Origin of the sequence: Rhodoferax sp. WC2427, from assembly GCF_040822085.1 — a bacterium.
Lineage (GTDB): Bacteria > Pseudomonadota > Gammaproteobacteria > Burkholderiales > Burkholderiaceae_C > Rhodoferax_B.
In genome coordinates this window covers 3,092,349-3,112,599 of sequence record NZ_CP162006.1, presented here as the reverse complement: position 1 = coordinate 3,112,599, position 20,251 = coordinate 3,092,349, and the positions used below count along the sequence as shown (strand labels likewise).

The window sequence follows — 20,251 nt, the reverse complement described above, 5'->3', positions numbered from 1 at the left end:
GGAAAAGTCCTCGAAGTGTTTAAAACTGCGCGGCGCTGCTGGCCCACATGTGCTAGCCGCAGCGCTTCATTGCGCGTGAGGATACCAGAGGCTTTAGTACAGTTTGCTTACACGCTCGAGGTCTTCCGGCGTGTCCACACCTGCGCCTGGCGCGTGTGCGCTTGTGTGCACGGCGATGCGGTAGCCGTGCCATTGGGCGCGCAGCTGTTCCAGGGCTTCGCTGACCTCGATCGGGGCCTGTGGCAGGGTCGGAAACAGGCGCAAAAAACCGGCGCGGTAAGCGTAAATCCCTATGTGGCGCAGCGGGGCCGGGCTGGGCAGGCTCTGGAAACTTTTGTCGGCCGTGGCCCCGTCGCGCCACCACGGGATGGGCGCGCGGCTGAAGTACAGGGCGTACTGCTGTGCGTCCAGCACCACCTTGACCACGTTGGGGTTGGTGAAGTCGGCCAGGCTGGGGATGGCGTGGGCAGCGGTGGCCATGCTGGCACCGGGGCGCTGCTCCAGCAGGGTGGCCACGTCGTTGATCAGCCCGGGGTCGATCAGGGGTTCGTCGCCTTGCACATTGACCACCAGGTCATCGCCATCCAGCCCCAGCAGGGTGCAGGCCTCGGCCAGGCGGTCGCTGCCGGAGGGGTGGTCGGCGCGGGTCAGCACGGCTTCGATGCCATGGGCGGCGCAGGCTTCCAGGATGGCGGCACTGTCGGTGACCACCACGGTGCGCCGGGCCAGGGACAGGCTGGCGCGCTGGGCGGTGCGGACCACCATGGGCACGCCGCCCAGCAGGGCCAGCGGCTTGTTGGGCAGGCGGGTGGACGCCAGCCGGGCGGGGATCAGGACGGTGAAGCGCATGGGTTTACAGGCCGAGTTCTTCGTCGCTCAGGGTGCGGGCTTCGTTCTCCAGCAGCACGGGGATGCCGTCGCGCACCGGGTAGGCCAGGCGGGCGCTGCGCGAAGTGAGCTCTTGGCGTTCGCGGTCGTATTGCAGCGGGCCCTTGGTCACGGGGCAGACCAGCAGTTCCAGAAGTTTGCTATCCATGGGGAAATCTCAGTCGGTGTGGGGTGTGGATCATAGCCACGGATGGACGCGCTGGTCGAGTGCGGCCCAGAAGCCCGCGTCGATCGCCAGCACCAGGGGCACGGCCAGCGCATCGGGTTGGTGCTGCCAGAGTTTGACCGCATCTTTTTCGGTACAAATCACGGCTTTGTGCTTATCAGATGGGCGTGACCAGCTATCAAAATTGTAGTGATCCGGCAAAGCCCGGGTTTCTTCCAGCGAAAGGCCTGCGGCACGCAGCATGCTGAAAAAGCTCTCCGGCTGTGCAACGGCGGCCACGGCCAGCACCGGGGAGCCGCGCAGGGTGGCCAGCGGGACGCGGGTGCCGTTGGCCTGCACCGCGTAGTCGGCCAGGGTGCGCTGGGCGCGCCAACCGGCGAAGGCGGGGTTCGCGCCGCTGTGCAGCACCAGATCGACAGGCCGCGGCCAGGCTTCGCGCAGCGGCCCGGCGGGCAGCAAAAAGCCGTTGCCCACGCCGCGGTCGTCAAAGATGCAGATTTCCAGGTCGCGGTGCAGGGCGTGGTGCTGCAGGCCGTCGTCACACACGATGAGCTGGGTGGTGGGGTAGGCGGCCAGCAAGGCTTGCGCGGCCTGCAGGCGCTGGCGGGCCACGAACACCGGCACCTGGCAGCTGCGCTGGACCAGCGCGGGCTCGTCGCCCACGTCGGCGGGCAGGCTGTCGGGCCGTACTTCGCGGCAGTCGGTGCTGCTGCGGCCGTAGCCGCGTGACACCACGCCGACGCGCACGCCACGTGCCGTCCAGTGCTGCACCAGGGCCATCACCACCGGGGTTTTGCCCGAGCCACCGGCCACCACGTTGCCGACCACGACGACCGGTACCGGCACGCGGCCAGACTTCTTGAGGTGGAGGCGGTACATCAGCTTGCGCACCCCGGCCAGCAGGCCGTAGAGCAGCGACAAGGGCCACAGCAGCCAGGCTTGCCAGCCGCGCCGCTGCCAGATGCGCAGCAGGGTTTGTTCCACGCTAGAGGACCACGTTACTTGGGGGTGGATTGGGTGGCAAAGGTGATCTGGTTCAGCCCCGAGCGGCGGGCGGCTTCCATCACGGTGATGACAGACTGGTGGGTGGCGCTGGCATCGGCGCTGATGATCACAACCATCTCCTTGTTGCCATGGGCGGCGTTGACCAGGGCTTGCGACAGGGCTTCGATGCTGCGTCCGTCGACCGGGCCCTTGTTGATGGCGTAGCGGCCATCGCTGCTAACGGCCACGATGATTTCTTTGGGGTAGTCGCGCTGCGCGTCGGTGTTGGCCACGGGCAGGGTGATCTGCAGCTCGGTGAACTTGCTGTAGGTGGTGGACAGCATCAAAAAGATCAGCACCACCAGCAGCACGTCGATGAACGGGATGAGGTTGATTTCGGGCTCTTCCTGGCGGCGGTGGCGAAAATTCATGGTGGGTGTCTTGGTGTGCGGCTCAGCCGCGTTTGCGCACGGCGTTCAGGTGGCGGGCAAACTGGTCGGCGGCCAGTTCCAGCGTCATCAGGTACTCGTCCACCCGGGCCCGGAAATAGCGCCAGAAGATCAGCGAGGGAATCGCCACGATCAAACCAAACGCGGTGTTGTACAGCGCCACCGAGATGCCGTGCGCCAGCTGCGCGGGGTTGCCACCCATGCCGCCGCCGTTGCCCTGCGAGCCAAAGATGTCGATCATGCCGATCACCGTACCCAGCAGGCCCAGCAGGGGGGCAGCCGAGGCGATGGTGGCCAGCGCGCTGAGGTATTTCTCCAGCTTGTGGGCCACCGCGCGGCCTGCGCTTTCCATGGCGGCACGCACGTCCTCGTCGCTGCACTTGGGGTGGGTGTTGAGCACCCGCAGGCCGCTGGCCAGCACTTCGCCCAGGCTAGAGTTTTGCGCCAGTTGGTTCACGATGCCGGGGGCGGGAATGCTGGTCTGCGAGACCGTCAGCACCTCGTTGAGGAGCTTGGGGGGCACAATTTTGGAGGTTTTGAGGCTCAAAAAGCGCTCAATCACCAGGGCCATGGCTAGGATGGAGCAGGCAACCAAGGGCCAAATCGGCCAGCCTGCGGCTTGTATGATCGAAAACAATATAGCTCTCCGCACGAACTTGTGGGCTCTGCCAGCGGGTGCCGGAGGGCCAACAAGTTGTTTCAAGTTGATAAACGCCTGCCGATTATGGCTTAGCCGCCTACCCGACCGTGGCTTTGTTCAGTCCGTCCGTGCAGTCCCCAGTTCACCCACATTTCCTGTGGATAACTTTGTGAAGAACTTGCTCTTGACCGCCGGAAATCCAGCGCCCATGCGGGCCCGTGACACTTCGATGAAAAATTAAGCAGAAAAATTCCAATTGAAATCAACCACTTACCACAGTAAATCAGTCCGATTGACAATCAACGGGCCTATTTTTGACACTTCAGCGACAAAGGCCGCGCCTGTGGAGCGTTGCGTATCCAAACGTTGCGTTTTGCCACGCCAAATCTGATGGTCGGCCAGCCAAACCCAGCATTGGTGCCGCAAATCTGGCCAGTTGGGGCGCTATGCCGCGCCATTGCTGACACCTTGGAGGCGCGCTTCAATCCTGTCGCGGTGCGCGGGGAGATTTCGGGCTTCTCGCGCGCTTCCAGCGGGCATTGCTACTTCAACCTCAAGGACGGGCAAGGCCAAATCCGCTGTGCCATGTTCCGCCGCGCCGCCAGTTTGCTGGACTTTGCGCCGCGCGACGGCGAGCTGGTGGAGGTGCGGGGCCGCCTGGGCGTGTACGAGCCGCGGGGCGACTTGCAGCTGATTGTGGAAAGCATGGGCCGGGCCGGGCAGGGGGCCTTGTTTGAGCAGTTTCTGCGGCTCAAGGCGCAGCTGGAGGCCGAGGGCCTGTTCGACCCGGCCCGCAAACGGCCGCTGCCGCTGTTGCCGCGGGGCATTGGCGTGGTCACATCGCTGGGTGCCGCTGCTTTGCATGACGTGGTGGCGGCCCTGCAGCGGCGCGTGCCGCACATCCCCGTGGTGCTGGCCCCAGCCCTGGTGCAGGGCGCGGCGGCTCCGGGCGAGCTCGTCCAGGCGCTATTGAATCTATACCAGTACACGCAGGATGCATCGGCGCAAGAGGGCGATTTGGCATCTAAGAGCGGAGTGCACATCGACCTGATCCTGCTGGTGCGTGGGGGCGGATCGCTGGAGGATTTGTGGGGCTTCAATGACGAGCAACTGGCCCGCACCATCGCCCGCAGTCCGGTGCCCATCGTCAGTGGCGTGGGGCATGAGACCGACTTCACCATCGCCGATTTTGTGGCCGACCTGCGCGCGCCCACGCCCACCGCCGCCGCCGAGCTGGCGGCCCAGCCGCGCGACGTCTGGCTGAGGGCCCTGGGTCTGGCGGGGCAGCGTTTACAGGATGCCGTGACGCGCCAGCTCGACACCCAGGCCCAGCGGTTGGACAGCGCGGCGCAGCGCCTGGGCCGCCCGTCGGGCCTGGTGGCGCGCCAACAGTGGAAGCTGGGCCAGCAGGCGCAGCGGCTGCGCTATGCAACGCTATCAAATATAGAGCGAAAGAAGTCCGCCCACAAAGCGGCAGAGGCTGTTTTTCCTCAAAAATTCAAAACCGCCATGGAGCAGCAGCACGCGCGCCTGGACCGGGCTGCGCGCAGCCTGGCATTGCTCGACCCGCTGCTGGTGCTGCAACGCGGCTATGCCTTGCTGCGCACGGCCCAGGGCCAGCCCCTGACCAGCGTGCTGCAGGCGGTGCCTGGGCAGGCTGCAACGGCCGTCCTGGCCGACGGTGAGGTTGATCTCCATGTCCTACAGACGCGTCGCAATTAGTTCCTACAATTGATCCGTTAGACCCTAAACCACCACCCACCCACGAGGAAAAAATATGGAACATACCCTGCCCCCACTGCCTTACGCGATCGACGCTTTGGCCCCCGCATACTCGCAAGAAACCCTGGAATACCACCACGGCAAGCACCACAACGCCTATGTGGTCAACCTCAACAACCTGCAAAAGGGCACCGAGTTTGAAGCGCTGACGCTGGAAGAAATCATCAAGAAGTCCAGCGGTGGCATCTACAACAATTCGGCCCAGATCTGGAACCACACCTTCTTCTGGAACTGCATGAAGCCCCAGGGCGGCGGCGAACCCACCGGCGCACTGGCCGCGGCCATCAACGCCAAGTTCGGCTCGTACGCGGCTTTCAAGGAAGCCTTCGTCAAGTCCGCCGTAGGCAACTTCGGTTCCGGCTGGACCTGGCTGGTGAAGAAGCCTGATGGCACGGTAGACATCGTGAACACCGGTGCGGCCGGCACGCCCCTGACCACGGCCGACAAGGCCCTGCTGACGGTGGACGTGTGGGAACACGCCTACTACATCGACTACCGCAACATGCGTCCCAAGTTTGTCGAGACCTTCCTCGACAAGCTGGTGAACTGGGGCTTTGCCGAAGCCAACTTCGCTTAAGTTACAGCGCCCCTGAAAAAGCCCGTCCTGGACGGGCTTTTTTTATTTGGCCATCTCGAACGGCTTGCCACCGAGTTTGCTGCCTGCCTTGATACCCTTCTTGGCAAACCATCCGACGTTCATTTCCAGCACGTAGCGCACCGGCTTGGCCGAGCAGTGCGAGTCCGTGGTTTGTGGCTTCATGTCGGCCAGGTTGACGATGACCCCTTGATCGTCCACAAAGGCCGCTGTTAATGGCAGGATGGTGTTTTTCATCCAGAAGCACTGGGTGCCCGGCTGCTCGAACACAAACAGCATGCCTTCTTGCTGCGGCATCTCGCGGCGGAACATCAGGCCGATCTCGCGCTGCTCCGGGGTCAGGGCCAGTTGGGTGTCGATCTGGTAGATGCCCGCCGTGAGCGCCGTGCGCGGCAGGTTCATTTGCGGGCCTTCCTGGGCCAGGGCCAGGGTGGATGCACCGACCAGCGAGAGCGCCAACACGGCGCGGGAGAGGTATTTATGCATGGCGAGGCGTTGTGTGAAATAGAGGGATTTTGGCAGCACTGCGGCACCCATTCGCTGGCTTTACGAGGGGTTGACAGGCCGCCGGGTTACAGAGATGCAACAGGATAAAGTTAAACTGGACCGGCCATCCATTTTGTAGTCATTCCACGGAGCCTCCATTTCCATGTACCAGCACATCACCGTTCCCGCTGAAGGCACAAAAATTACCGTCAACGCGGATTTTTCCCTGAACGTGCCCGACCAGCCCATCATCCCTTTCATCGAAGGCGACGGCACGGGCCAGGACATCACGCCGGTGATGCTGAAGGTGGTGGACGCTGCGGTGGCCAAGGCCTACGGCGGCCAAAAGAAGATCCACTGGATGGAAGTGTTTGCCGGTGAAAAGTCCACCAGGGTCTACGGCCCGGACGAATGGCTGCCCAAGGAAACCCTGGAGGCCATCAAGGACTACGTGGTGTCCATCAAGGGCCCGCTGACCACACCCGTGGGCGGCGGCATCCGCTCGCTCAACGTGGCCCTGCGCCAGGAACTGGACCTGTACGTGTGTTTGCGCCCGGTGCAGTATTTTGACGGCGTGCCCTCGCCGGTGAAAGAGCCGCACAAGACTGACATGGTGATCTTCCGCGAGAACTCCGAAGACATCTACGCCGGAATCGAGTTCGAAGCCGAATCCGACAAGGCCAAGAAGCTGATCAAGTTCCTGCAGGACGAAATGGGCGTGAAGAAGATCCGTTTCCCCGACACTTCCGGCATCGGCATCAAGCCCGTGTCGCGTGAAGGTACCGAGCGCCTGGTGCGCAAGGCCTTGCAGTACACCATCGACAACGACAAGCCCAACCTGACCATCGTGCACAAGGGCAACATCATGAAGTTCACCGAAGGTGGCTTCCGGGACTGGGCCTACGCGCTGGCGCAAAAGGAGTTTGGTGCCGAGCTGATCGACGGCGGCCCGTGGATGCGTTTCAAGAACCCCAAGTCGGGCAAGGAAATCGTCGTCAAGGACGTGATCGCCGACGCGTTTTTGCAGCAGATCCTGCTGCGCCCCGCCGAGTACAGCGTGATCGCCACCTTGAACCTGAACGGCGACTACATCTCGGACGCGTTGGCGGCCCAGGTGGGCGGTATCGGCATCGCGCCCGGGGCCAATCTGTCGGACTCCGTGGCCTGCTTCGAAGCCACCCACGGCACCGCGCCCAAATACGCAGGCAAGGACTATGTAAACCCGGGTTCCGAAATCCTGTCGGCCGAAATGATGCTGCGCCACATGGGCTGGTTCGAGGCGGCTGACCTGATCATTGCGTCCATGAAGCGCTCCATCACCAGCAAGAAAGTAACCTACGACTTCGCCCGGCTGATGGAAGGCGCGACGCAAGTGAGCTGCTCGGGCTTTGGCGAGGTCATGATCGAAAACATGTGATAGCGTACAAAGGCCGCTAAAGGCCTACAAAGAAGAACCCCAAGTGATTGATTTACTTGGGGTTTTTTGTTGTCTACGTACAAGGAGTGCCAAGGACTGCTAAATCTTTTGGAGCCATAGAATGGAGCCATATGGTGTAATTGCATGAAATCACTCAATTTATGGCTCCATCCATGGCTCCACGCACCTGCAACTACACCCTGACGGACAAGAAGATCAACGCCGCCAAGCCACGGGACAAGCCCTACCCCCTGGCAGACGGTGGCGGGCTGTACCTGGAGGTGCTGGCCAGTGGCTCCAAGGTGTGGCGGTACTCCTACCGCATCGATGGCAAGCGCACCAAGTGCACGATTGGTGCCTACCCGCGTATAGGCATCAAAGAGGCCCGCGACGCGCACGAGGCCATGCGCGACACCTTGGCGGGTGGCATCGACCCGGCACAGCAAAAACAGATCGACCTGGCCGCGCGGGCGGCCCAGGTCGCACAAGCCGAAACCTTCGAGTCGTTCGCGGGCACCTGGTTTGCTGAAAAGATGGCGCAGGCCACGGCGCGGACGCAAAAGCAAAACCTGCGCTGGATGAAAAACGACGTGTACCCGGCCATTGGCCAGATGCCCCTGGGCGAAGTCCGCGCCCGCGACGTGCTGGCCCTTCTGGAGGGCATGCGCAACACCCCCACCAAGGCCAACAACATTCGGGCCAACATCGAGCGCGTCTACCAATACGCGGCCCAAAAGCTGCTGGTGACCTACAACCCGGCCACCGCCATGAAAGGGCTGATCGACAAACCACCGGCGGCGCACTACCCGCCCTTGAGGCTTGGCGAGATTCGCGGCTTCGTGGAGGCCGTCAGGACCTGCGGGGCGCACCAGGGCACCAAGATCGCGGTGGAGTTCTTGATGCTGACCGTGGTCCGCAAGGACAACGTTTGCAAGGCCCGCTGGGAGCATTTCGACCTGGCCGCCAAGACGTGGACCATACCGGGCCGCACCGTGGGCGGTAACGGGTTTATGAAGATGCCCAGCCCGCACACCGTCTACCTGTCCACGCAGGCCCTGGCCTTGCTGGAGAAGGCCCGGCACCTGTCGGGTGGATCTGAATGGGTGTTCCCGTCAGTGCAGAAGCTGTCTGTGCCTATGTCCGAGGTGGCCATCAACCACCTTTTTACGAGGCTGCGCGCCACGGGCGACATACCCGCGGACTTCAAACCCCACGGGCTGCGCAGCACGGCATCCACCCTGATGAACGAGCATGGCCACGCGCCCGATGTGGTGGAGGCCATCCTGGCGCACAAGGAAAAGAACGCTACGCGGGGCAGCTACAACCACGCCACCTACACCCAGGCCGTGACGGCGGCGCTGCAGTGGTATGCCGACCGAATCGACAAGCTGGTGGCGGGCGCTGACGTGCTCCAATTCAAGGCGGCATAACAGTTTTAAGCCACGCCTAGCTACGGAGTAATTAACCGTGGTGAAAACCGGGACACCCTGACCCGGCGGCGCTGGTTTTCTTATCAGGCGTGACAGGGCGCGGAATGTCAGAAAAAACGAAATCACATTTAGTGGCTCCGGATGGCTATGTGTTGATTAAAAAGGGCGGACGGCCTTCAAAATTGCCACGCGATGCCGCAGTATTTATTGCGCGCGCATGGCGCATGAAATACTTAAAGGAATCAGCAGGGAAAGCCGACCATTGGATTATTGAAAATTTCCCTGGACTCACTGAGTCGGCGCACGTCAGGGCGGCGATAAGACGTACAAGCAAGACGTTTCTCAATGGCTGTAGTTTTGTTTTTAATGAAGCTATCACGTTTATTAACGATAGGCCTTATCGCGTGCCCGATAAAGATAGGGTGCTTTGTGAGGAATGGTTGCCTTTTGAAAGGCTCCCATCCAATTTCAATTTAAATAAGTGTTCAATCTCGGCGCTCGATTCAACTGCCGGAGTTGGGGCCATGCGGCGCGGTGCGGTGTGGGCACATGGGATGCGGGAGGCGAGCTTGTTAAAGCTTGTCCCAATAAGTCCTATTGAACGAGAAATGGAGCCCGCAAAAAGCGTCATTGCAACTGCAGTTAGGCAGCAATTCACAGCTCACTAAGTTAGTGACCGCACAGGCAGAAAACTGATTTTTGCCGGTGAAAAACTGTTTCTAGCCTTACAGATCGCGTCCGAAAATCAAAGAATCACCCCCATCGCAACAACGGCCAAAGCCGTACAGGGGGATTCAATGCCGATTATGAGAATGCCAGCCGTCAAGGCTGAAACCGGGCACCGCAGCCACGCCAGCATCTACACCGCCATCAAGGCCGGGCTGTTCACCAAGCCCGTACAGATTGGGGAACGCTCTGTGGGCTGGCCTGACGATGAGGTCAAGGCCATCAACGCGGCGCGCATCGCGGGCAAGTCGGATGCCGACATCAAAGCACTGGTCAACCGGCTGCACAGCAAGCGTGACCAACTGGCCTTGGCGCTGGTGTGAGGGTGGCCATGCAGCACGCCACGCTCCAAAAAGAAACGCCCACCACTGGCGGCAACCAGGCGGCGGGCGAGTCACAAAACGACTTCTCGATTGTCGGCGATATCCCGCCTTCCATCAACCCATCAGCCCCCGACTACCTGCGCCAACTGGCCAGCGCCAGCCAGGCGCGGCTGTTGGCCAAGGCCACCAATTTCGCCTCACTGCACGCGCCCCACACCTTGTGGCAACGGCGCATGAAGGTGGGCGCATCCACGCTACTTGTCCGGCTGGAATGGCCTGGTGTGCTGGCCGTGTTCGACCCCGCCACGGGCGAAGCGCTGGCACGGTCTGCACCTGGTCAACCAGAAACGCTACCAAATAAATAGCTTCTCGCGCTGATATCACAAGCGCTAGAGCCTTAAAACATATACAAAACGACACGCCATGAACAATATTTTTTGCAGGGCGGCGCGAAGCCGTGCTAAAGTTCCTCCCGGTGCTCAAAACACCTCGTCCGTAGCGGCTTTCCTCCCCGTCAGTGAGGTTTTTTCACGCCCAGAATTTATTGGTTTTGGACGTGGGGTTGTCTATCCGCAAGGACGGCAGCATGACTACGGACATGTTTTGAGCCCCACGTCCATCCTGAGCATCTCAAAAGTGCGACGGATGGTTTTTGTAACTCCCGTAGGAGCCGAAACCATGACCAAGGTCAACCCCACCAGCACGCCCAAAACGGGCACCACGTCCCCCATCGCCCGGCAGCAAGCCATAGAAAACGCGCTTTCCACGGCGCTGTATTTCATCCGCAAAGCCAAGCACCCCAGCGACCTGCAAGCCGCCACCCTGCGCGCTGTGCGTGCCGCGTCGATGCTGAAACAGGCGTGTGCCGAGTCCGTCCACCCTTTGACCGCGGGGGCCTGAGCCATGGCCACCACCACCCAGCCCACCACGGGCACCAACGCCACAGCCACGCGTACAAGCACATCAAGCCCTCTATGCATCGGCTTGGATTTGGTACGCCCCTATGGCGTGTACCTGGATCACCAGCAAGTAGCGAAATACGACTCGCGGGCAGAAGCTGAACAACACTTCGAGCAGCTGCGCCGCATTCACAAGACAGGCGGTGCAGCATGAGCACGTCCACGGCTCCAACCTCCCCGGATATGTCCCTGGTCTATGACGGCGTATTGATTTCCATGGCCGCTCTGCTGATGGCTAAGTTAGAGCTAGGAAATCAAGACGATGAACTGGAAACTGCTTACGCCGGACTGCAAAGGTATTTGGACCGCCTTGTCAACTTGCGCAAGCTCGAAGCTCTCCCAAGCACCGGGGAGGCAGTATGAGCACCACCAAAGACTCCGAACGATTTGAGATTTTTCGCCCTGCATCTGCCTTGTCGCTGCTTTGGGACCAGGCCCGCCCGTCGATGGATGTACGCACGCTGCAATGGTTTGCCGACGGCGCAAGCAACCACGTGGCCACGCAAACCATGCACCTGGCTGGCTGGGTAGAAAGCTTGGCTTGCGTTGTCGCCTTTGATGGCACCCGGGGGCAGCTTCCAAAGCAAAGAAGATGTCTCTGAGCTGCTGTTTTCACTGGCTAGTCAGATTGACGGCCTGCGGGGTATGGCTGAGATCGCGGCAGAGGCGAATTTTGAAATCCGCCTCAAGCTGGGGGAGTGCGAAGAATGACCGCCAGAACCTTGACTCTGGCCGACGTAGCTGGGAGGGCCTAAGCCATGGCCAACACCATCCATGATGCTATGGCATCGGCGGGGCTGCACCCGCACAAAGCCCTGGATCTGTGCGCCGACGGCAAGTTGGTGCGCTTTCGCCTCATGGGCGACAAGCCCGGCAGCCGCAACGGCTGGGCCGTGCTGCACGATGGCCCTGCGCCATTTGGTGCGTTCGGCAGTTGGAAAACCAGCGAAACCCATGCGTGGCGTGCGGCATCGAGCAGGCCGCCCACGCCCGCCGAGCGGGCCGAGATTCAGCAGCGGGTGCGGGCGGTGCGCCTGGCCCACGCTCAAGAGCGGACGGCGGTGCAGGCCGCGGCCCGCACCAAGGCGCAAAAGCTGTGGGAGCGTGCCCACCCCGCGAGCAATGGGCACCCTTACCTGGTGCGCAAGCGCATCCGGTCCTACGGTTTGCGCCAGCTGCGCGACATGCTGCTTGTCCCGGCGCGTGACCTGCAAGGCACTTTGCACACCTTGCAATTCATCATGGCCGACGGCAGCAAGCGGTTTTTAACCGGCGGGCGCATCGCGGGCTGTTACTTCGCCATCGGCAGGCCTACCGATTCGCTGCTGGTGGCCGAGGGCATGGCCACCGCAAGCACGCTGTACGCGGCCACGGGCCGGGCGGTGGCCGCGTGTTTCAGTTGCGGCAACATGGAAGCGGTCGCACGTGCCCTGCGCAGCAAGTTCCCCGGGTTGCGGCTGGTGCTGTGTGCTGACGATGACTTCAAAACCCCCGGTAACCCCGGTGTGACGGCGGCGCGGGCGGCTGCCAAAGCGGTGGGCGGCTATGTGGCAGTTCCCCGATTCAAGCGGGAGCTGACGGCGTGAAGACCTTCCCCGACTTGACCGACTTCAACGACCTGGCCGGCATAGAGGGGTTGGCGGCCGTGGCGGATAGCGTCAACCAGGCCACCCCGGCCGTGGAGCCGCCAGCCTGGCCTGAGCCCATGATTCCCGGCACCCTGCGCACACCGGATATGCCGGAAGACATTTTGCAGGGCGTGTGGGCCGATATGGCCAGGGCGGTATCGGCCAGCACGCAAACCCCGCCCGCCCTGGGCGTGATGTGCGTGCTGGGGGTCCTGGCCACGCTGTTGCAGCGCCGGTTTGAGGTGGCACCACATGGCGACGACTACACCGAGCCGCTGGCCTTGTGGGTGTTGTCGGCATCCCCCAGCGGCACGCGCAAAACGGCGGTGCTGGGGGCATTCATGGGGCCCATCGTGAAGTGGGAAAAACTCCAATACGACCGCTATCGGGTGCTGATTGCCCGCACCAACGCCGCCCGCAGCACGGCCAAAAAGCGTATCGAGGCGCTGAACCAGCAAGCCGCCAAGTGCAAAGAGCCCAAGGACTTGCAGGCCATCCGCCAGGATATCGAAAACGAGGAACTGGGTATGCCGGAAGAGGTGCGTGCGCCCCGGCTGTTCACGGGCGACACTACCGCCGAGCGGCTGCAAGCCATGCTGTTTGAGCACTCGGAGCGCATGGCCGTGCACAGCGATGAGCCGGGCATTTTCCGGGTCATGGCAGGTGCGTACTCGGGCGGGGCGCAGAACCTCGACGTGTTCTTGCAGGGCCATGCAGGCAGTGCCATGCGCATCGACCGGGCGGGCCGGATGGCCCACGTGGACAAACCCGCCTTGAGCTTCAACCTGATGGTGCAGCCGGGCATGTTGTCCGAGGTGGCGGGCAGCAAGGGATTCAGGGATAGCGGCTTGCTGGCCCGGTTTCTGTACGCTGTGCCCGCGTCCAACGTGGGCAGGCGCGACGTGCGGGCGCACACCAGCATAGACCCCGGTGTGCGTGCCGCCTACGAACAGGGCGTAACGGGGCTGCTGGAGGGCTATCTGTGCGAGCCGGGCACAGTGCCCAAGGTGCGGGTGCTGCCCCTGTCCGACTCTGCCAAAGAGCTGTGGCTGGATTTCAGCCAGTACATCGAGGACAACCAGGGTGACGGCGGTGTGTTCGAGAGCCTGCGCGACTGGACCTCAAAGCTGGCCGGGGCAGTGGCGCGGGTGGCCGCGCTGCTGGAGCTGGCCGAGGCGGGGCTACAGGCCGAGGCCGTGAGCTGGTGCGCGATGGACCGGGCTATCCGGCTGGCCAGGGTACTGATACCCCACGCCCAGGCGGCATTCGGCCTGCTGGGCACTGACTCCACCGACGTGGATGCACTGGCCGTACTGCGCTGGGTGCGGGCCCACGATTACGAGGAGTTCACCCGCCGTGACGCACAGAAGGCCATGGAAGGGCGGTTCAGGTCTGTAGACAAACTCAAGCGGACTCTCGACAGACTGGATGCCATGGACTGCATCAAAGAGTTCAAACGGCACAACAAAGGTGCACCGCCAAGCGCTGCTTATAGGGTTAACCCAATGCTATTGGGATCACTGTCTACCCTGTCTGGTCTGTCCTAAAGATCATTTTTAACCTATTTATTTATTTAAATTCAATGACTTACGCTCAAAGGCATATACCCCTGTCGACAGACCGACAAAGTCGACAGACTCAAAACGGGCAGTCCAAACCACGGTGCTGGCACAGCATGTAGATTGTGGGTCTGTCGACTTTGTCGGTCTGTCGACAGGGGTGGGGGAGGGGGCCGCCTTGGGTTGGGTGGGGTGGGTGAAAAGTCCAAGGCTGCCCCCCGGAAACCGTACGGTTACCTGAATTTTTATGAAGGACGAAAACTACCCCCTGGGGGTTTAAACAGGAATGACATGGAACAACTGACACAAGCAGATTTTGAAATGATGGTGATGACTTCGGCGACTGAGGTCATGGCCCGGTGGCTCGATGCCATGCAAGACGGCGGCGCTGTAGCCCGCACACACCTGGCTGCAGGCGCTGGCCTGGAGATGCTGATCCAGTTCACTCCTTCGCCTGCAATTGGGCTGCGCCTGGTGGACTCTGACGGTAGCTATGTGGCCCTTCACTCGAAGGTGTTCCCCTCATGACCGACGCTGAATATTTCCGCCTGATGCGCCGCCGAAAGCTGGAGCGGCTTCTTCACCGGTGGCTGGGGTTGTCCAGGCGCAGGGCCGTTCATTGGGCGAGATTTTTTCCGTAATAGTTTTAGAAATTAGGTGTGGTGTGATAAACTCGCACCACACCGCGAGAAAAAAGATCTTCGCGGGTCACGACCGGCGGGATGCTGGCTAGCTTGCGGGATGCAAGGGATGGTGTGACGTGTTGACAAATCAAAACGGCGGGATGCTGTTAGGTTTTGAGGCGGCAAACAACCACTTTTTTAAGGCATCCATCGTGAAAACTTCAAACTTATCCCGCCTCGCTATCTGCCTGGCAATCGCTTCCCTGTCCGTCGCTGCTCAGGCCTTTGGTTTAGATCTACACGGCTTCGCAATGCAGCACACTGACCTGCTTGCTGGTCTCTCCATGATGTGTGTGGGGGATCTCACGCTTATCGGGAAGTCGCTCGACAAGATCGAGACTGGGCTGCGTGAGAGCAAATCCATTCAGACTGAGCTGGCAGACCGGGTGCTCCAACTGGAGCAAAAAGGCGGTGAAATTCTGACGGGCGACTACATCCAGAAGAGCGTTAGCCTGGGCGACCAATTCTTGAAAGCATTTGATGCAAACAAGGAGTTGTTTGCGAAAACCCGCAGCGTTCGTCTTGAAATCAAGGCCGCCAGCGATGCGCTGACTACTGCAAATGGCCGCACTGTCGTCTCTGGTGGAGTCGGTGGACCCACTGGTGGGTTGCTCGGCCTCCAGAATGCTCTGTCCGTTCGGCCCGCGCCTGGCACGTCTGCGATTGAGTACAGCCGGTTCACTGGAACGCAAGGGGCTGCTGCAATCCAGGCTGCTGAAGGCGCTGCAAAGGCCGCAGTACGGCCTGATTTCACGCTGATTACTCAGAGTGCAATTACGGTAGCTGGTTTTTCAAAAATCAGCCGCCAGGCAATGTCCGACAGTGCCGAACTGAAGCGCGCAGTGGATATTAATTTGGCACGTAGTGTCAATGCCGCTTTGGATGTGGCCTTAGCTACGGGAGGTACGGGATTTGTTGGTGGCTTCATAAGCTTGGCCACACCTAACTACGTCACAGATTTCAATATGCTTGTGGATGCGATTAGTGATGAAGTGGCAACTATGCAGCTTGCAGGCTTCAATCCGGATGTAGTCGTTTTGCATCCTCGGGAGTGGCTGAGGGCATGCGTTGCCACGTCTTCGACAAATGAGTATTTGTCCGGGTCTTATTTGGGGCTGCTACCATCAATGCTCCGTGGTTTGCGTGTTGTGCTCAGTGCCAATATACCAATTCGCAAAGCCTTGGTGGTTGATAGCGCGCACGCTGAACTCATGGTTGTTGATGACTTCTCGGTTGAAGTGAGCTATGTCGGAGATGATTTCACCAACAACCTTTGCACTATATTGGGTGAAATGCGAGTGATCCCTGTATTTCGTACGGTCGGTTCAATGAGGCTTACGAGTTCCGTGGGAGGCTAATAGCTTGCTATTCAGTTGAAAAAAGGGCTGCTGAATACAGTGGCCCTTTTGAATTCAAGGAGCCATAAATGGAGCCATAGAGATAGTATGTAGAACGAAGAATCGTTTGTACATGCGGGTTTTGGACCGATCGAAAGAGAATGATCGAACATGTAAGCCATTCGCTTTCCGACCAAGCCCCTGCGCCGTGCCAGCGCAGGGGCTTTTTGCGTTCTAGGGCTTTTGGGGAAAGCGCTGCATCCAGGATTTACGCAGCAAGTGCGGTACCAGCAGGCGCATGGGCATGCGCAGTGCGTGCGAGCGCACGTACAGCAGCCAGCGCGCCAGCCCGGTCCAGCGGCTGTCGCAGCTGGGGTGGTCGGGTCGTAGCGCCAGGCCCAGCATCCAGGCCATCAGCGTGCGGGATACTGGGTTGGGGCCCATCTTCTCCAGCCGCTCAAGGAACTGGGGCGGTGGGCTGAATTGGAACAGACGTCGCAGATGGAAGGTGGCGTGAAACAAGGGGATCTGCAGGCCCAGCCCGTCGGCACGGTTCAGCAAGGCATCCCAAAAACCGGGACGGCCCTGGAAGTCGGCGAACAGGTCGTGCAGGTCCAGTAGGTCGCGCAGGCCATGGCCGAACTCACCTTCCTGGAAAAGGTGCACCGCGCTGTGCAGCACCATGTCCACGGGGGCCAGCACATACAGCCCGGGGTAGCCTGCCAGGGGCTGGATGTTGCGCAGCAGTTCCTGGCCATCCACCTTGAACCGCGAAGTAGGCGGGGTGATGGTGTGGTGCAGGTCGATATACGACTGGCGGTGGATATGCCGCAGCGGGGGGATTTCGTGCATCCATTCCCGGTAGTAGCGCTCGTTGTAGGCATCCCGCTCGTCGGAGATCCAGCCCGCACCGAACAGTGCGCTTTCGGTGTCTGCTATGCGGTCGTGGGGTACCAGGATGTCGATGTCGGAAAACAAGCGGCCCCGCGCGGTGGACAGGTCGGCCATCAGGTAGGCCGCGCCCTTGAGCAGCACGATGGGGGTGTCCACACCGCGCAAGGCCCGGCGGATGCAATCGACCTCCCAGCGCACCTCGTGCTGCTGCCGGTCCGCGAGCCGCAAGGCGCCTTCGAGGTGGGGGCGTGGACCGTCGGGTACCTCGGGCAGAAGCCCCTTGTCCACGTGCAGGTAGGCCAGGCGTGCCAGCAGGCTGGATTGGCGTGCCTGGCCGAACAAGGCCTCCCACTCGCGGACCGACAATTGAGGCCGCCAACCGGGCTCGGCCCAGACAGCCGTTAAAAGCGGGGTGCTCAATCGTTTCTCCTGGCGACCAGATCATCGAATGCGGCCACCGCGTCGTCGAGCTGGCTGTACTGAAAGTCGTAGCAATCGCTGGCATCGATCACCTTGGAGAGCACCTCAAAGCCTTTGAGGCCCAGCACCATGTAGTTGAACGAGTTGCGGCCCAGTTCCAGCATGCTGTTGGCCTTGGAGCGTGGCACCATCTGGGGCAAGGAGCCCGCCACATATTTCGGGAAGACCACCCAGCGGGGCTGGGCGGTTTCCTGGATCCGCTCGGTATGTGCCGTGGGCACTTTCATCAGAGACACCCGGCCTTTGGAGGTATCGAGTACCTCCTTGCTGAACACGGCACCGGGCACGAAGCTGCGCATCACTTCAATCGATTGGTTTTTCAGACTGATGGGGCGGCCCAGCGGCGTAATGGCGGTGCCAGTGAGCGAAATCAGCGCCAGCTCATCCGACAGCAGCCGCCAGCCACGGTGTACCAGGCCCGCACAGAGGGTGCTTTTGCCCGAGCCGGGTGGGGCCGGCATGACCACGGCACAGCCTTCTTTTTCGATCACCGCGGAATGCAGCAGCAGGTAGTGGTGGGCGTGCATGGCGATGCACCAGTTCATTGACCATTCCAGCAGGGGAAAGGCGTGGTCTTCGGGCAAAGGAATAAAGGGTTCCATGCCGTCGAATTGGAAAATCGCCTGGCGTCGGGTCCAGCGCCGCCAGCCGGAAGCAGAGGCGATCGTGACGGTGTAGTCCACGAAGTGGCTGTCGTCCAGCACCACGTGGTTGGCGTACAGGGCGACCAGACCGTCTGCGACGGACGCAATCGGCGAAATAATCCGAAATGAAAATGGGCCGATTTTCAGAATCAGCCCATTGCTTTTGAGTTTATTTTGAACGGCGGATGCCGACAGTTTTTCCAATTTCACGCGCTAGCCACTTCCGCCAATCCATGCCCACAAAATTCATCCAAAATGGTTTCAACCAATGCAGCCAAGCCGGAAGTATCGGCCAGCGCAGGAATGCTGGCAAGCTCTGCCGCCAGCTTGTCCGTGCTTTGCACGCCTTCGCATAGCCGGTCCAGCACGAAGGCCCGGACCGAATCCATTTGGTGGGTTTGACCCGACCCTTCGTCAAAGACGACATAGGCATCATCCCACGAAGCCCAGTGCAAACTGGTGGCAGGATTGATGCTGTAGCGGGTGTGGTGTGGAATTTTTGAATGCCTGCGCGTTAGAAGCTTTGCAGGTTGGCTCTGAAAAACGCCACCGCAGCGGTGGGGTTGGATGCATACAGGCCGATCACTTGCGCCGGGGTGTAGGGGAAGTTCTTGACCCCCGTGCTGGTGATGCCAGAGGCGCAAATGATGGCGTTCAACAGCGCGGTAACCCACACAGCTTCGTCTGAATTTTGCGCGGTGGACAGGATGGTGGACAAGGGGGTGGCGATGCTCCCGCCGAACACGGTATTGAACGGCGAAGTATTTCTGAAGCTGGTGATGCCCGCGCTCGTCACGATGTAGGAACCGGTTGGCGCGTCGAAGGTCGTGTTGGGCCAATTGGTTGGGGCGACAGCGAACTTGGAAGGCTTCAGGCCGATGCACTGTTCCGTCGTGGTGTCCTTGGAGTGCACGCCGGAGGCCATGCTGGAGATGGTGCAACGGGTGCCATTGATGGTTTTGGCCAGTGTGCCTGTCGCTGCCAGGGTGTGCATGGGAACGGCCGCGGCGGCAATCACGGAAGAACCTTTGCCCAGGCTCTTCAACAGCATGCGACGGCGGGCCATGGCATCGGAGGCAAGACCGGAGGTGCCGCTCTGCATGTCGGCTGTTTCGGTTTCGGGCGTTGAAGTGTGGGGATTCTTTGACATAGGTAGTCCTGAGCGTTCTTGGAGCGGCCGCTGAATTCGGGTTGTTAGCCTGAATGCAGCAAATATTGTGCCTTACTTAAATTATAAAAAAATAAGCAAGCAATTCAACAGCTTAAAGGACCTACGCGGATTTCCACTTTCAATTTGTGTGCAAAAAGTCCCGGCATTGTAAAAAAATCCGACATCACTTTCCAGGCGGTTGGGGCCTGCATGGCTGCGCCCCAACATTGTCTCGTCGGGCCTTCAGGCGGCCTGCGCCCGTGCGCCGTCTACCGCCACCTGGATGCCGCGCACCACGTCGCCCACCACCATGATGGACGGGCTGCCGAGTTGTTCGCGCACGATGGTGTCAAACAAGGCACCCAGGGTGGTCACGACGTGGCGTTGGGTCGCCAGCGAGACGTTTTGCACCACCGCCACGGGCGTGCTGGCGGGCAGGCCGGTGAGCAGTTCGTCCTGGATCCGGCGGGCACCGCTGACGCCCATGTAGATCACCAGGGTGAGCTTGGCGCTGAAGGCGGTGGCGGCCAGGGCCTGCCAGTCGGTGCCTTCGTCGTTGGGTTTGGCGTGGCCGGTGACGAAGACCACGCCGTGGGCGTATTCGCGGTGGGTGAGGGGCACGTTCAGCGAGGTGACGGCGGCCAGGCCGGAGGTGATGCCGTTGATGACGCTGACCTGGATGCCTGCAGCCTGCAGGTGTTCGACTTCTTCGCCGCCACGGCCAAAGATGAAGGGGTCGCCGCCCTTGAGGCGCACCACGTTTTCGCCTTCGCGGGCGGCCATGATCATCAATTTTTCGATGAAGGCCTGGGGGGTGGACTTGCAGCCGCCGCGCTTGCCCACGTGGACGATACGCGCCGTGGGCGAGGCAAAGGCGGTGATCTCGTCGCTCACCAGGTCGTCCACCAGCAGCACGGTGGCGGCCTGGATGGCTTTCAGGGCTTTGAGCGTCAGCAGCTCGGGGTCGCCCGGGCCGGCACCGACCAGGGTGCACTGGCCGCCGTGCACGGCTTTGGCGGGGGTCAGCTGGT

The 20,251-nt window shown here is 61.0% G+C and carries 26 protein-coding genes; 15 read left to right on the top strand and 11 right to left on the bottom strand.

Features of this window, described 5'->3' with window-relative positions; genetic code table 11:
* Positions 1-93: 93 nt before the first annotated feature.
* Genes kdsB through AB3G31_RS14650 form a run of 5 tightly spaced genes read right to left on the bottom strand, consistent with a single transcriptional unit; the run spans position 94 to position 3,124 of the window.
* Positions 94-849, bottom strand: a complete 756-nt coding sequence (kdsB, locus tag AB3G31_RS14670; RefSeq protein ID WP_367846819.1) for a 3-deoxy-manno-octulosonate cytidylyltransferase — start codon at positions 847-849, stop codon at positions 94-96.
* 4 nt (positions 850-853) lie between these two features.
* Entirely contained in the window at positions 854-1,036 is a 183-nt protein-coding gene (locus AB3G31_RS14665) for a Trm112 family protein (RefSeq protein ID WP_295954268.1), read from the bottom strand.
* A gap of 30 nt (positions 1,037-1,066) precedes the next feature.
* Complete coding sequence (gene lpxK / locus AB3G31_RS14660) at positions 1,067-2,038, bottom strand: tetraacyldisaccharide 4'-kinase (protein WP_367846818.1); 972 nt, start codon at positions 2,036-2,038, stop codon at positions 1,067-1,069.
* Between the two features lie 14 nt (positions 2,039-2,052).
* Positions 2,053-2,469 carry an ExbD/TolR family protein gene (locus AB3G31_RS14655; RefSeq protein ID WP_367846817.1) on the bottom strand — a complete coding sequence of 139 codons (417 nt, stop codon included), beginning with the start codon at positions 2,467-2,469 and terminating at the stop codon, positions 2,053-2,055.
* Between the two features lie 22 nt (positions 2,470-2,491).
* Complete coding sequence (locus AB3G31_RS14650; RefSeq protein ID WP_367846816.1) at positions 2,492-3,124, bottom strand: MotA/TolQ/ExbB proton channel family protein; 633 nt, start codon at positions 3,122-3,124, stop codon at positions 2,492-2,494.
* A 393-nt stretch (positions 3,125-3,517) separates the two neighbouring features.
* Here AB3G31_RS14650 and xseA point away from each other — a divergent pair, with 393 nt between their 5' ends.
* Together xseA and AB3G31_RS14640 are read left to right on the top strand one after the other, a co-directional pair.
* Positions 3,518-4,849: an exodeoxyribonuclease VII large subunit gene (gene xseA, locus AB3G31_RS14645; RefSeq protein WP_367846815.1), complete on the top strand. Its 1,332-nt coding sequence runs from the start codon at positions 3,518-3,520 to the stop codon at positions 4,847-4,849.
* 55 nt (positions 4,850-4,904) lie between these two features.
* Positions 4,905-5,486: a superoxide dismutase gene (locus AB3G31_RS14640; protein ID WP_367846814.1), complete on the top strand. Its 582-nt coding sequence runs from the start codon at positions 4,905-4,907 to the stop codon at positions 5,484-5,486.
* A 42-nt stretch (positions 5,487-5,528) separates the two neighbouring features.
* Here the strand turns inward: AB3G31_RS14640 and AB3G31_RS14635 are convergent, their stop codons facing one another.
* Positions 5,529-5,990, bottom strand: a complete 462-nt coding sequence (locus AB3G31_RS14635) for a DUF192 domain-containing protein (protein ID WP_367846813.1) — start codon at positions 5,988-5,990, stop codon at positions 5,529-5,531.
* A gap of 157 nt (positions 5,991-6,147) precedes the next feature.
* On the opposite strand from AB3G31_RS14635, the gene icd reads away from it, so the two are divergent.
* The 13 genes from icd (at position 6,148) to AB3G31_RS14570 (ending at position 16,073) form a co-directional block, all read left to right on the top strand.
* Positions 6,148-7,407, top strand: a complete 1,260-nt coding sequence (gene icd, locus AB3G31_RS14630) for an NADP-dependent isocitrate dehydrogenase (RefSeq protein WP_367850357.1) — start codon at positions 6,148-6,150, stop codon at positions 7,405-7,407.
* 173 nt (positions 7,408-7,580) lie between these two features.
* Complete coding sequence (locus tag AB3G31_RS14625; RefSeq protein WP_367846812.1) at positions 7,581-8,837, top strand: tyrosine-type recombinase/integrase; 1,257 nt, start codon at positions 7,581-7,583, stop codon at positions 8,835-8,837.
* 104 nt (positions 8,838-8,941) lie between these two features.
* Entirely contained in the window at positions 8,942-9,505 is a 564-nt protein-coding gene (locus AB3G31_RS14620; protein WP_367846811.1) for a hypothetical protein, read from the top strand.
* A gap of 144 nt (positions 9,506-9,649) precedes the next feature.
* Positions 9,650-9,886 carry a helix-turn-helix transcriptional regulator gene (locus AB3G31_RS14615; protein ID WP_367846810.1) on the top strand — a complete coding sequence of 79 codons (237 nt, stop codon included), beginning with the start codon at positions 9,650-9,652 and terminating at the stop codon, positions 9,884-9,886.
* A gap of 8 nt (positions 9,887-9,894) precedes the next feature.
* A complete protein-coding gene (locus tag AB3G31_RS14610) occupies positions 9,895-10,251 on the top strand; it encodes a hypothetical protein (RefSeq protein WP_367846809.1) in 357 nt (118 codons plus the stop codon).
* A gap of 313 nt (positions 10,252-10,564) precedes the next feature.
* The gene (locus AB3G31_RS14605) at positions 10,565-10,786 is read left to right on the top strand and encodes a hypothetical protein (protein WP_367846808.1); all 222 of its coding nucleotides are present in this window, start codon (positions 10,565-10,567) and stop codon (positions 10,784-10,786) included.
* Between the two features lie 3 nt (positions 10,787-10,789).
* Positions 10,790-10,999: a hypothetical protein gene (locus tag AB3G31_RS14600; RefSeq protein WP_367846807.1), complete on the top strand. Its 210-nt coding sequence runs from the start codon at positions 10,790-10,792 to the stop codon at positions 10,997-10,999.
* Positions 10,996-11,208 carry a hypothetical protein gene (locus AB3G31_RS14595; RefSeq protein ID WP_367846806.1) on the top strand — a complete coding sequence of 71 codons (213 nt, stop codon included), beginning with the start codon at positions 10,996-10,998 and terminating at the stop codon, positions 11,206-11,208. The genes AB3G31_RS14600 and AB3G31_RS14595 overlap by 4 nt, the downstream gene beginning before the upstream one ends.
* Positions 11,205-11,447 (top strand): hypothetical protein, encoded by a 243-nt coding sequence (locus AB3G31_RS14590; RefSeq protein ID WP_367846805.1) that lies wholly within the window; start codon positions 11,205-11,207, stop codon positions 11,445-11,447. Before AB3G31_RS14595 ends, AB3G31_RS14590 begins: the two co-directional genes overlap by 4 nt.
* 156 nt (positions 11,448-11,603) lie before the next feature.
* Complete coding sequence (locus tag AB3G31_RS14585) at positions 11,604-12,431, top strand: toprim domain-containing protein (protein ID WP_367846804.1); 828 nt, start codon at positions 11,604-11,606, stop codon at positions 12,429-12,431.
* Positions 12,428-14,020 carry a YfjI family protein gene (locus AB3G31_RS14580; RefSeq protein WP_367846803.1) on the top strand — a complete coding sequence of 531 codons (1,593 nt, stop codon included), beginning with the start codon at positions 12,428-12,430 and terminating at the stop codon, positions 14,018-14,020. Before AB3G31_RS14585 ends, AB3G31_RS14580 begins: the two co-directional genes overlap by 4 nt.
* A gap of 303 nt (positions 14,021-14,323) precedes the next feature.
* Entirely contained in the window at positions 14,324-14,560 is a 237-nt protein-coding gene (locus AB3G31_RS14575) for a hypothetical protein (protein WP_367846802.1), read from the top strand.
* A gap of 235 nt (positions 14,561-14,795) precedes the next feature.
* Entirely contained in the window at positions 14,796-16,073 is a 1,278-nt protein-coding gene (locus AB3G31_RS14570; protein WP_367846801.1) for a phage major capsid protein, read from the top strand.
* A gap of 213 nt (positions 16,074-16,286) precedes the next feature.
* On the opposite strand, the gene AB3G31_RS14565 is transcribed toward AB3G31_RS14570, so the two are convergent.
* From AB3G31_RS14565 to cobA, 5 genes are all read right to left on the bottom strand, one after another.
* Complete coding sequence (locus tag AB3G31_RS14565) at positions 16,287-17,366, bottom strand: nucleotidyltransferase family protein (protein ID WP_367846800.1); 1,080 nt, start codon at positions 17,364-17,366, stop codon at positions 16,287-16,289.
* Positions 17,363-18,280 (bottom strand): HprK-related kinase A, encoded by a 918-nt coding sequence (locus AB3G31_RS14560; RefSeq protein ID WP_367846799.1) that lies wholly within the window; start codon positions 18,278-18,280, stop codon positions 17,363-17,365. Before AB3G31_RS14560 ends, AB3G31_RS14565 begins: the two co-directional genes overlap by 4 nt.
* The gene (locus AB3G31_RS14555; protein ID WP_367846798.1) at positions 18,277-18,525 is read right to left on the bottom strand and encodes an HPr-rel-A system PqqD family peptide chaperone; all 249 of its coding nucleotides are present in this window, start codon (positions 18,523-18,525) and stop codon (positions 18,277-18,279) included. The genes AB3G31_RS14560 and AB3G31_RS14555 overlap by 4 nt, the downstream gene beginning before the upstream one ends.
* Positions 18,526-18,584: 59 nt before the next feature.
* The gene (locus tag AB3G31_RS14550) at positions 18,585-19,220 is read right to left on the bottom strand and encodes a hypothetical protein (RefSeq protein ID WP_367846797.1); all 636 of its coding nucleotides are present in this window, start codon (positions 19,218-19,220) and stop codon (positions 18,585-18,587) included.
* 243 nt (positions 19,221-19,463) lie between these two features.
* Entirely contained in the window at positions 19,464-20,228 is a 765-nt protein-coding gene (cobA, locus tag AB3G31_RS14545; protein ID WP_367850356.1) for a uroporphyrinogen-III C-methyltransferase, read from the bottom strand.
* Between the last annotated feature and the right edge of the window lie 23 nt (positions 20,229-20,251).